At 43.7% G+C, this 12,328-nt stretch carries 9 protein-coding genes; 5 read left to right on the top strand and 4 right to left on the bottom strand.

From position 1 onward, the window contains the following. Positions 1-50 precede the first annotated feature (50 nt). Positions 51-305, bottom strand: a complete 255-nt coding sequence (locus Q1A18_RS10625; RefSeq protein WP_053186667.1) for a DNA-binding protein — start codon at positions 303-305, stop codon at positions 51-53. A gap of 322 nt (positions 306-627) precedes the next feature. Continuing rightward, positions 628-3,573: a glycoside hydrolase family 3 N-terminal domain-containing protein gene (locus Q1A18_RS10620; RefSeq protein WP_299579407.1), complete on the bottom strand. Its 2,946-nt coding sequence runs from the start codon at positions 3,571-3,573 to the stop codon at positions 628-630. Between the two features lie 110 nt (positions 3,574-3,683). Here Q1A18_RS10620 and Q1A18_RS10615 point away from each other — a divergent pair, with 110 nt between their 5' ends. The 4 genes from Q1A18_RS10615 (at position 3,684) to Q1A18_RS10600 (ending at position 8,861) form a co-directional block, all read left to right on the top strand. After that, positions 3,684-4,838, top strand: a complete 1,155-nt coding sequence (locus Q1A18_RS10615; RefSeq protein ID WP_299579405.1) for a DUF1343 domain-containing protein — start codon at positions 3,684-3,686, stop codon at positions 4,836-4,838. Between the two features lie 5 nt (positions 4,839-4,843). Further along, complete coding sequence (locus Q1A18_RS10610; RefSeq protein WP_299579402.1) at positions 4,844-6,286, top strand: sodium:solute symporter; 1,443 nt, start codon at positions 4,844-4,846, stop codon at positions 6,284-6,286. A gap of 97 nt (positions 6,287-6,383) precedes the next feature. Continuing rightward, positions 6,384-7,829 carry a hypothetical protein gene (locus Q1A18_RS10605; RefSeq protein ID WP_299579399.1) on the top strand — a complete coding sequence of 482 codons (1,446 nt, stop codon included), beginning with the start codon at positions 6,384-6,386 and terminating at the stop codon, positions 7,827-7,829. A gap of 9 nt (positions 7,830-7,838) precedes the next feature. Next, positions 7,839-8,861 (top strand): endonuclease/exonuclease/phosphatase family protein, encoded by a 1,023-nt coding sequence (locus Q1A18_RS10600; protein ID WP_299579396.1) that lies wholly within the window; start codon positions 7,839-7,841, stop codon positions 8,859-8,861. A 142-nt stretch (positions 8,862-9,003) separates the two neighbouring features. On the opposite strand, the gene Q1A18_RS10595 is transcribed toward Q1A18_RS10600, so the two are convergent. Next, on the bottom strand, positions 9,004-10,416 hold the full coding sequence (locus Q1A18_RS10595; RefSeq protein ID WP_299579393.1) for an HD domain-containing protein: 1,413 nt from the start codon (positions 10,414-10,416) through the stop codon (positions 9,004-9,006). Positions 10,417-10,602: 186 nt separating this feature from the next. Between Q1A18_RS10595 and trxA the strand changes: the two genes are divergently transcribed. Next, positions 10,603-10,971, top strand: a complete 369-nt coding sequence (gene trxA, locus Q1A18_RS10590) for a thioredoxin (protein ID WP_299579389.1) — start codon at positions 10,603-10,605, stop codon at positions 10,969-10,971. 29 nt (positions 10,972-11,000) lie between these two features. Here trxA and murF read toward each other — a convergent pair whose 3' ends face one another. Beyond that, a complete protein-coding gene (gene murF, locus Q1A18_RS10585; protein WP_299579386.1) occupies positions 11,001-12,299 on the bottom strand; it encodes a UDP-N-acetylmuramoyl-tripeptide--D-alanyl-D-alanine ligase in 1,299 nt (432 codons plus the stop codon). Positions 12,300-12,328 lie beyond the last annotated feature (29 nt).

Here is a 12,328-nt window from a genome sequence, read left to right as displayed (position 1 = left end):
AGCTGCCTTATCGAAATAAGGCAGCCTAAATATAATGTTTTAAATGTTTTTTAATGAACCTGCTCTGCAATAAGTTGTTGTGCGCGTTCTAATATTTTTGTGTCGTCAATTAATACTACTCCCCCGTTGGGACCTGGTTCGATATGAAGCCCTACTGATTTTCCACGGTCATAATTTGCACCTCCAAAATAATTCCTGACGGTTTCCACTTCGATATCAAACTCCTGTGCTATTTGGCGAATTGAACCGTCAGGTAAACTGTCTTTAATTTTACGCAATTCGTTAAAAGTGATTTTTTTATCCATGGCAGTAAAATTTTATAGGTTATTAAATAAATTCGTTTAAACTCCCCTTAAAGTTAAAATTAATAATCTAATAATATAGGTTTACGGATTAAGTTATATATGCGTTTGAAATCTTTTGCAAATTTTTAAAGGACGGTAAACATTTTTATTTGAAGGAAAGCTTCAATTGGAGCGCATTGTGAGTATTCCAAATTGATTTATAAGGGCTTGGGTGTTAAAGAACATTTTAACATTTTTTAGCAATTGTTCCGATCGATTTAACAATTGAAAATCAACTTTAGAGTAGTTGTTTAATAGAAGTAACAGGCTTCTGACGAATGGGTTACTTCAGACTATCGTAGATGGCTTGATGCAGGGCCGGACGAATATTCAGCTGGAATAGTTTGGGATTGTTCCGCGTGGGGTAAACACGGTTGGAAAAGAAAATGAACAAGAGCTTGTTTTTGGGGTCGGCCCAGGCAAAAGTGCCGGTAAAGCCGCTGTGACCAAAACTATCGGCACTGGCATCAACAGCAGGGTAGGCGTCTTTCAGTTTATTTTTATGGTTGTCGATGTAGGGTTTGTCAAAGCCCAGTCCACGCCGGTTGTCATTTTCCGGAAATTGAATGCGTGTGAATTCACGCACACTGGAGGAGTCAAGCAGTTGTTGGCCTCCATACCGCCCGTATTGCAGGTACATCTGCATGATTTTTGCAGCATCGGTCGCTGTGCCAAATAGCCCGGCATTACCCGAAACGCCCCCCATCATCGATGCACCTTCATCATGTACAAACCCCTGAAGCAGCTCCTTGCGAAAAGAATCATCCTGTTCGGTGGGCACAATCTGATTTACGGGGAAATGTTTATAGGCATTGTAGGTTACCGAATTGGCACCAAGAGGGGCGTAGAATTGGGTGCGGATATACTCTTCGTAATCTGTATGTGTGAGATCCTCAATGATACGGGGGAACAAGTAAAAAGCCAATTCCGAATAAGTATATTTTTTGCGCGGAAGCAATTCTGAATCCCGGATTTCACTGTATATATTATTGATGTAATTCTGGTTCATATAGAGGTTTGAAGCCACCCGCAGGTTGAACATGGCTGTGGGATGATCTTTGAAAACAGAAGATTTCAGTTTCCCGTTTTTTCGAAGGGTGTTTCGGTAGTGCGGAAGCCAGGATTTCAGCCGTGCCTGGTGAGCCAAAATCTCACGGCTTGTCATTTTTGCTTTGTCGGTATTTCTAAAGTCGGGCCAATAAAACGAGAAGGGCAAGTCCAGGTTGAATTTTCTTTCACCATACAGTTTGATCAGTGCCGGCAATGGTGCCGTAATCTTGGTCAGGGAAGCCCAATCGTAGATATCCGTCTTTTGAACGGGCCTTTTTTGCTGGTAGGTAAAGTAGCCATAGCACTCATGAAAAATGATTTTGCCCTCTTTGGCTATCAAGACCTGGCATCCGGGAAAAGCTTCTTCTTCTAATCCAAGATGGATAATACTGTCAACCTTGGATTTTAAATTGGAAGAGGATATGCCTACCTCCTCGGGAATGGTGTACTTAAAACGGTCATTTCTTTTTAGCTCAATTCCCTGGTTCAACTGGAAGGTATCGTTGACGTTTACCGGGAGCTTTCCGTTAACATCGATGGCTCCAAAAATGGCCTGAGCAGCCAATTCCTGGGTTATCTGGTTTTCCTGGTAAGTGACTAAGATGCCCTGAGAATTTTTGGCTTTGCTGAGATGGTTTAGCGCATACGGATTTCCAAACAGAACGACGATTTGCGGCTTTTGTGAAAGGGCTTCCAAGGCTTCGTTAATGACGGGGGTTAAACCGTAGTTGCCGGAGACACTCAAACGCATATCGTGAATTCCGGTGATGATTAAGTTGTAGCCATTCAGGTTGGACTTCAGTTTAGCAACATCCTGAGAAGTCGCGTTCTTAGGCAGGTTGAAAAAGTCAACTTTCATGTAGTTGGCCAGCATGCGCTGAAAGTGGGTCTCTTTATCGGTTCCAATGGAGAAGGCCGCTATTTCCAAAGTGTCCAAACGTTGCAGAGGGAGAAGTTGTCCTTCATTTTTTAGCAGGGTTAACGATTGCTCATGTAGCAGGCGTTTGGTCAGCTGGTATTGCGGATTGGCGTAGTCGGTCTCCAGCTTATTGGGGCTGGCCTCTTGGAAATGGTCCAGCTGAAGCCATTTTTTCAGAGCCAGCACTTTTCGGCATTTTTGATTGATGGCTTTCTCTGTTAGCCGCCCTTCGGCGATGGCTTTCTTAACCGCCTCAATTCGAACCGGCAGGTTGGGAACAATTTCCAGCAGGTCGTTGCCTGCCAGCAGCGCTCGTACGGTAGCTTCTCCATCCGAAAACTGTTTGCTTACGCCGTGCATATTCATGGCATCAGTAATCACCAGCCCCTTAAAGCCAAGATCATCAATGAGCTTGTTTTGGGTGACGTTTTGGGACAGTGAGGCCGGAATATCAGATTCAGGATCATAAGCCTCTACATGCAGGTGGGCGGTCATAATGCCACCAATTCCGTTTTCTATCAGTTGTTTGAACGGATACAGCTCCACCCGTTCCAGCCGTTCAAAGTCATGTTTAATAACCGGCATACCCAAATGCGAATCAGTTTGTGTATCTCCATGCCCGGGAAAGTGCTTGGCGACTGCCAGTACGCCGGCATCCTGCATTCCTTTGGCATAAAGCCAGGTTTTTCGGGCAACATTCTCCGGGGCTTCACCAAACGACCGGTAGTTGATTACCGGGTTGGCCGGGTTGTTGTTAACATCAGCCACGGGAGCATAGTTGACATGAACACCAATGCGTTTCATCTGGCTCCCGATTTCATAGCCCATGCGGTAAATCAGGCTGTCGTTTTGAATGGCGCCCAAAGCCATTTGTACCGGGTATTTGGGAGCTCCGGTCAGACGAAACCCCGGCCCCCATTCGCCATCCATGGTTACCAGCAACGGAATTTTGCTGTGCTTCTGCAGTTGATTGGTTATTTTCAGTTGGTTGGCCGGCGTTCCCTGCATGAAAATCAGGCCCCCAATGTGGTATTTCGAGATTTTCTCATATAGCGGACTTTGCTCGGAAAGCGCTTGTTTAGAATAAACCTGGGCAACGAAAAGCTGACCGATTTTTTCATCCAGAGTCATGTCCTTCAGGGTGCTGTTGACCCAGGGATCTTGCAGGTAATTTAAGAAAGCGGGATTATTTTGAGAATAACTTCCCAGGGCATAACAGCCCAATAGCATCGTAACGAGAAGCCGGTTTAGGATTTGCATATTTCTAGAATTTCAAGGAGCAAAATTAGCAAAGATTGAGGAATGCTAAAATGCGGTTTGTTATATCTGATGTTTTCTTAACTTCGTGATGAATAGAACGATTATTTATTATGCGTATTGTTTGGATGTTATTATTTCTGATCGGTTGTCAGGCTTCAGCCCAGGAAATTCAGCCCGGTGCAGAACGAACGGATTTGTACTTATCTCAGTTGGAAGGCAAAACCATTGGCTTGGTTTGTAACCACACTTCAACTGTTGGCGAGTTGCATTTACTCGATTTTTTACTGAATAATAAGCTTGCTGTAAAGCGCGTGTTTAGTCCTGAACACGGGTTTCGTGGAAATGCGGATGCCGGAGAAGTGGTCGCTGATCAGCGTGATCCTAAAACCGGTATTGAGGTGGTTTCGCTCTACGGGGAAAACAAAAAACCGCGAGCCGATCAGTTGGCCGATTTGGACGTTTTGATTTTTGACATTCAGGATGTGGGGGTGCGGTTTTACACCTACATCAGCACCATGCATTATGTAATGGAAGCTTGTGCCCAAAATAACAAACCGCTTTTTGTTTTTGACCGCCCCAACCCCAATGGCGATTACATTGCCGGCCCGGTTTTAAAGCCTGAATTTCGATCCTTTGTAGGGATGCACCCCATACCGGTAGTGCATGGCTGTACGGTTGGTGAGTTGGCTCAAATGATGAATGGCGAAGGCTGGCTGGAAAATGAGGTGGCCTGCGACCTGACGGTTGTTCCGGTGGCTAACTACACGCATGACATGCCTTACTCTTTGCCGGTAAAACCATCTCCTAATTTGCCCAATGACCAATCCATACGCTTATACCCTTCCTTGTGTTTTTTTGAAGCAACCAGTGCCAGCATTGGGCGCGGAACCTATTTCCCGTTTCAGGTTATTGGTTATCCGGATGAGCGAATGGGCGATTTTCAGTTTACCCCTGAAAGCATTGAAGGGATGTCTAAAAATCCGAAGCAACTGGGCAAACTATGTTATGGCGTTGACCTTCGCAATGCCCCGCTTGATGAAACGTTTACGTTGAAATACTTTTTGGATTTCTACCATAAGTTTGAGGATAAGTGTGAATTTTTAACCCGTGAGCGCTGGTTTAACCTGCTGGCCGGAACCGACGAACTGTTAAAAGAAATTCGGGCCGGGAAGAGCCTGGAGACTATTGAAAAAGGCTGGCAAAAAGAACTGGATGCCTACAACACCATCCGGAAGAACTATTTAATTTACCCCGACTTCAACTAATTGGCATGGATTCTTATTTGGCGCTGGCTATTGTTGTAGGCTATTTTATTTTGCTCATGCTTGTCTCATGGCTTACTTCGCGCCATGCCGACCAGTTCACTTTCTTCAATGCCAATCAATCTTCTCCCTGGTATTTGGTGGCCTACGGAATGCTGGGGGCTACCTTGTCGGGCGTAACCTTTATCTCCGTGCCGGCTGAAGTGGGAAACTCTGCCTTTTCGTATTTGCAGTTTGTTTTTGGAAATTTAGTTGGGTACTGGCTGGTAGCTTTTCTGTTGTTGCCTTTTTACTATCGTCTGAAACTGATTTCCATCTATTCCTTTTTAGAAGAGCGGATGGGAAGCTTAAGTCATCAAACAGCTTCGTTCTTTTTCCTGATTTCAAAATTGATTGGTGCTGCTTTTCGGCTTTACCTGGTGGCGGTGGTTTTGCAGTATGCGTTTTTTGGCGCTTTCGGAATACCATTTTGGGCGAATGTCTGCATTACGGTGTTTTTGATTTGGATTTACACGTACCGGGCGGGGATAAAAACTATTGTGTGGACCGATACCTTGCAGACGACCTTTTTGGTGCTGGCTGTTTTGTTGACGATCTTTACGATTAGTCGCTTGGATATGCAGGACAGCACCGCCGGTATCTTCAGCCGGGTTTACCATAGCGATATGTCGCAGGTATTCTTTTGGGACTGGCGATCGCCAAATTATTTCTGGAAACAATTTGTAGCCGGCATTTTCATGACCCTGGCCATCAATGGGATGGATCAGGATTTGATGCAGAAAAACCTGACTTGCAAATCGAAGCGGGAAGCGCAGAAAAACATGCTGGTTTTCAGTGTGCTGTTTGTGTTTATTGTAATGCTTTTTATGAGCTTGGGGACCATGCTCTACCAATTTGCTTCGCATTCCGGAATTGATGTGTCCAATGCCGGAGATGATTTGTATCCGATGTTGGCATTGAATCATTTGGGAGGTGCGGTGGCTATTGCCTTTTTACTTGGAATTACCGCGGCTTCGTTTTCCAGTGCCGATTCCGCCCTGACTTCAATGACAACGGCCTTTTCAATTGATTTCCTTCAGATGGATCAACTGAAGAATAATGCTAAAATGAAGTATCGGAAATGGATTCATTTAGGATTCTCTGGATTATTGGTTCTGGTCATTCTTATTTTTCATATTATAAACGACGAAAACGTGGTTATTGCCCTTTTTAAAGCTGCAAGTTATACCTACGGCCCCATTCTGGGCTTATTTGTTTTTGCCATTTTATTTCAACGAAAAGTGCGTGATCGCCTGGTGCCATTCATTGCCGTTGGAGCGCCAGTGCTTACATTTTTAATAGCCCGTTTTTCGAAACAATTATTTAACGGATATGAGTTTGGTTTTGAGTTACTGATATTGAATGGTTTACTTATGCTTTTGGGGCTAATTTTTAGTTCAGAGAAGAAATGAACCCACTGATTGTTAAAAATGTTAAAATTTGTAAAAATCATTTCGTACTTTTGAAATACTATTAGCAATCTTTTTGGCGTTTAACCTAAAACAGCTTGTGAAAAAAATACTACACATAATCATTGGGCTTTTAATTCTTGTAGTGGTTATTTCATGCGAGGACGAGAAGTACGTTTCTATCAATGAGGTGCAGTTAGCGTTTTCTGCTGATACGGTCATGTTTGACACCATTTTCACATCAATCGGTTCAACCACCCAACATCTTAAAGTTTATAACCCCTACGATCAGAAATTATTAATTTCGTCGGTTCGTTTGGCAAAAGGCGATGAATCGAAGTTTCGCCTGAATGTTAACGGGATCGCCGAAAATGAAGTGTTTGATTTGGAGATTCCTCCCCAAGACAGTATTTACATTTTTGTTGAAGTAACCATTGATCCTACGGGAAATAACATGGCCATGGTTGTTCAGGACTCCATCGAGTTTACGACCAATGCTTCGTTTCAGGATATTGATTTGGTTGCTTGGGGGCAGGATTTTCACCTGGTACGGGATGCTCGGATAAAAACGACGACTTGGACGGCGGATAAGCCTTATTTGGTGTATAACTATGCCTATGTGGACAGCGGAGAAGTGTTGACCATAGATCCTGGAGCAAAGATTTACTTTCATGATAATGCCGGATTGTATGTTCGGGGCCGGATAAAAGCGCAGGGAGAGTTTGGGCAACCGATTGTTTTTCAGGGCGACCGTTTGGAGGATGTTTATCAGGATGTGCCCGACCAGTGGAATGGCTTGTTGCTGTTCTCCGGAAGCCATGGCAATGTGTTTAACTATGCTGAAATTAAAAATGCCAATATTGGCTTGCAGGTTGGAAATATCGAAGATGAGGGTTATGCGTCGGTAGAGTTGGGCAACACAAAGATTTACAACCATGCTTATGCCGGTATTTTTTCCCTTAAATCGAAAATTAAAGCCTACAATTGTTTGATCACGAATTGCGGCTTTTATGCGGCCGCTTTGCTTGTTGGAGGCGAATACGATTTTTACCATACCACCATTGCCAACTATTGGGGCGGATTTTCCGGAACTTCGCGTTCGTCAGCTTCTTTGGTGCTTTCCAATTTGCTGATCATTGATCAGTCTTCAGGCGAAAGTGTCAGCTATGTGGGTGATTTAGAAAAGGCCAATTTTGCAAACAGTATTATTACCGGGAATATTAGTTCGGGCAACGAGCTGGAACTAGGTATATCAGATGAGGCTGGTTTTAACTACAATTTTGATCACTGCTTACTGCAGGTGTCTGACACCTTTAATATTTCAGATCCGGACTATTTTTCTGGAATTCTCCGTGGTATCGATCCTAAGTTTAAAGATCCCTACGAAAAGCTAAACTTCGAACTGGATACTTTAAGCCCTGCTAAAGATGCTGGTTTGCGTCGTATTGGCCAGCAGTATCCTTTGGACTTGCTGAATCAGGGGAGAACCGATGATGCCGGTCCGGATTTAGGCGCTTATGAGCGGATTGAGAAGGTTGCCCGGTAAAACGTTGTCATGGTCAAACTTGGACTGTGTTTGTTGATTTATTTTATCTTTAGTTGGAACCTTTTCGGGCAGTCAGAATCTCCATCTACGATTCATATCCTTTTTTACAATGTTGAAAACCTTTTTGATACGGTGAATGATTCATTGACCAATGATGATGAATTTTTGCCGGAAGGTGATCGGCGGTGGACCAACAGACGGTTTTATGAGAAGCTTAACCGGCTAAGCAAAGTGATTTTGGCAAGTGCCGGTTTTGAGCCTCCGGAAATTATTGGTTTGTGTGAAGTTGAAAATAGCCAGGTCCTTGAGAAGTTGTTGGAAACAACGCCTTTGAAGAATTACAATTATTCGGTGATTCACAAAGACTCGCCCGATGAGCGGGGAATTGATGTTGCTCTTTTATTTCGGTCGGATCGCATAACGCCTGTTGATTATTACTATTGGCCTGTTTATGATGGTAAGCAGCGGCTAATGACCACCCGTGAGATTTTGTCAGCTACTTTTCAATTACCCGGGCGGGATACGATTCATGTGTTTTTTAATCATTGGCCTTCGCGTTACGGAGGTCAAGCCGAAACAGAAAACGAGCGCATGTTGGCTGCAAAAACTTTGCGTGGGGCTATTGATGGTATTCAGCTTTTAAAGCCGAACCCCAAAGTGGTGGTGATGGGGGACTTTAATGACCAGCCTCAAAACAAAAGTTTGCTGGATGGTTTACAAGCGAAGCGGAAAGACAACTTAGCTATCGATGGCGAGCTGATAAATCTGGCTAGTAAGTGGAAGCAAGGAACGATAAAATACCGCCAGGCCTGGACGGTTTTTGATCAAATACTGGTTTCTGATCAGCTTTTGAAAGTTCAGGGGTGGCACACACGTCCTGAATTTGCTGCGCCGGTAACATTACCTTTCTTGCTTGAAGCTGACGCCAAATTCAAAGGTCAAAAACTAAATCGGACGTATGTTGGGTTCAAATACCATGGTGGGTTTAGCGATCATTTGCCTGTATTGTTAAAGCTGGAACAAGCGAATTAGACTTCGCCTAAGAAAAAGATTTCGCCTGATGTATCGGTGAATTGATGTGTAATTTCGACCCGAAGACTGTTGTTATGAACAGCAAAGGAGATCATTGCTAACAATGCTCTCCTTTGAGTATCTGGTGAATTCCTATAGATTTTTATTCTTTCACTGGTTTTAATCCCATTTTCTCCGCTACTTTAATCATGTATTCAAAGGCTTCGTCATGGTTGTTATGAATCTCTCCTTCAAGAATTGCTTCTTTGATGGCACTTTTTATATCACCCACCTCGCGGGAAGGGGAGAGATTGAAAACCTCCATAATCTCTTCGCCGGAAACCGGTGGTTGAAAGTTACGGATATGATCCCGCTCTTCCAGGTCTTTTAGCTTTTCGCGAACCAGTTGGAAGTTTTTGAGGTACCGTTTTACTTTGGTCTCATTCTTCGAAGTGATGTCTGCTTCACACAAGGTCATCAGATCGTCAATTTCATCACCGGCCTCAAACAGCAGACGGCGTATGGCCGAATCCGTGACTTCTTCTTCCGACAGAACGATTGGACGCATATGCAGGGAAACCATCTTTTGGATGTATTTCATTTTTTCGTTCATGGGCAGCTTCATGCGGCGGAAAATGCCGGGAATCATTTTCGCTCCGATAAAGTTGTGGGCATGAAATGTCCAGCCTTGACCGGGAATAAATTTCTTGGTGCGCGGTTTAGCAATGTCGTGGAGCAGGGCTGACCAGCGCAACCACAAGTTATCGGTATTTGGAACAATGCGGTCCAGTACCTCCAGGGTGTGGTAGAAGTTGTCTTTATGTCCAATGCCATTAACCTCTTCACGGCCTTTTAGCTGGTTTAGCTCGGGGAAAATGAGTTTCAATAAACCGGTTTTTTCCAGTAGCTTAAAGCCTTTGGAGGGCTTGTCGGCTAAAATAATCTTATTTAGCTCCTCAATGATTCGCTCGTTGGAAACAATTTTAATGCGGTCCTTATTTTGTGCAATTGCTTCGAGGGTTTTTTCTTCAATTATAAAATTCAATTGGGTTGAGAAACGGATGGCACGCATCATCCGAAGCGGATCATCGGAGAAGGTGATGGAGGGATCCAGCGGAGTGCGAATAATTTTTTTCTTCAAATCTTCAATTCCGCCAAAAGGATCAATCAACTCTCCAAATTGGTCCTTGTTCAGACAAATGGCCAGTGCATTAATAGTAAAGTCGCGCCTTTTCTGATCGTCTTCCAGAGAGCCGTCTTCGACAATGGGTTTCCGGGAGTCGTGCTGGTAAGATTCTTTTCGAGCTCCAACAAATTCAACTTCCAGTTCCTGATACTTTAGCATGGCTGTACCAAAGTTTTTGAAAACACTGACGGGTGTTTTGGGACCAATTCTGCGCGCTACTTTTTTGGCAAGTTCAATACCACTGCCTAAAGTGACCACATCAATGTCCGGTGAATTTCTTTTCAGTAATAAATCTCTGACAAAACCGCCTATAACGAAACAGGCTTGTCCTAGCTGATCGGCTTCTTCCGAAATGATAGAGAATATAGGGTGTTGCAAATGTTTTTTCATGAAATAAATAAGAGGTTTTAAACCTTAATAAAAGATGCAAGTGTGACAAATTGTTTAAAACTGTGCCAAAATTACAATTATTTCTCTACCTTAAAGTCTAATATGGGGTAGAAAATAAAAATGGCACGGCGATTGATATTTAGATATCTAAAAATTTATATATTTGCATAATAAAAATAGGAAGTCATGTTAGAACATTTAACCAAAGAGACATTTAAAGAGAAAGTTTTCAACTTTGAACAAAATAAAGATTGGAAATACGAAGGTGATGCACCTTGCTTAATTGATTTTTATGCCGACTGGTGTGGCCCATGTAAAATGATTGCACCGGTTTTGGAGGAGTTACAAAAAGAGTACGGAGAGGCCATCAAAATTTACAAGGTCGATACAGAAGATCAACGTGAATTATCGTCGATGTTCGGTATTCAGAGTATTCCATCCTTGTTGTTTGTTCCAAAAGATAACCAACCCCAGATGGCGCAAGGGGCTTTACCCAAAGCGACACTGGAGCAGGCAATTTCAGAAGTGCTTAAAGTAGAGAAGCCAGTTGCTTAACGTTTACAAAAGCACTTTAGAGAATAAATTTACTGAAACAAGGAAAGGACGCGTTCGAGTTTTATGCCGCGTGAGCCTTTAATCAGAATCAATTTATTCGCAAGTGGTTTTTGTTGATATAGGTAGTCAGTGAGAAGTTCGACATGGTCGAACTTTTCTGCTTTTAGAGCGTTCGTTTGCGTTTTTTCGAATTCAGGGCCTACCAGGAGGACTTTCTCCAGTTCTTGCGTTTGTAAGAAATCGACAATCTTTTGGTGCTCCATAGCCGATTGTCCGCCCAGTTCAAGCATATCACCTAAAATGACAATTTTGCCAGCATGATTCATTGCTGTGAAGTTTTTCAGTGCAGCCATCATGCTGGTTGGGTTGGCGTTGTAGGCATCCATGATAAGCTTGTTGCTGCCTTGGGTAATGAGTTGCGAGCGGTTGTTACTGGGCAAGTAGCATTCAATAGCTTTCTGGATGGCCAGCGGATCAATCTGGAAGTGCAGACCAATGCGGGCTGCTGCCAGTATGTTTTCAAAATTGTAGTTTCCAATCAGTTTCGATTTCAGGTAAAGCCAGCCTTTTGGGAAAAGGGCTTTTACGGTGAGGTAGTACGGTGACTCCTGTACTTCGCCACGAAGTTGTGCCTGTTCTGACTGTCCGTAGCTTAACTGCTCAAGCCCTTGGGCTTGTCGGATTAGCAGCTCATTATCCTGGTTGATAAAGCAGGCAGCCTGCTTATTGCGCAGATAGTCATAAAGCTCTGATTTGGTTTGAATAACTCCTTCAAAGGAGCCGAACCCTTCTAAGTGTGCTTTCCCGATGTTGGTGATTATGCCCAGATCCGGATCGGCAATTTGGCAAAGGGCGGCAATCTCTCCCGGATGGTTAGCACCCATCTCCACAACGCCAATCTCTGTTTGGCTGGTCATGGATAGCAAGGTGAGAGGAACGCCAATATGGTTGTTTAAATTGCCTTGGGTAGAACTTACCTTATACTTTTGTTGCAGAACGGATACGATCAGTTCTTTGGTGGTTGTTTTGCCATTGGTTCCGGTAATCCCCAGTACGGGTATTGCCAGTTGCTGGCGATGATGGGCAGCTAGTTGCTGCAGGGTAGTAAGCACATCGCGAACGACAAAGAATCGGTCGTTTTCTGGCAGGTTCATGCTGTCAACCACAGCATAGGCTGCTCCTTTCTCCAAGGCATCGGCAGCATATTTATTGCCGTCAAAGTTGGGCCCTTTCAGGGCAAAGAAAATGCACCCCGGAGTAATTTGCCGACTATCCGTCGACAGGATGGGATGCTTTAGAAACTGTTCGTAAAGTTGTTCAATATTCATGTGTTCAGAAAAAATAAAACCCCATTTTT

The sequence above is a fragment of the uncultured Sunxiuqinia sp. genome, assembly GCF_947495665.1.
GTDB classification, from domain to species: domain Bacteria; phylum Bacteroidota; class Bacteroidia; order Bacteroidales; family Prolixibacteraceae; genus Sunxiuqinia; species Sunxiuqinia rutila.
This window is presented reverse-complemented; position numbering and strand designations above follow the sequence as displayed.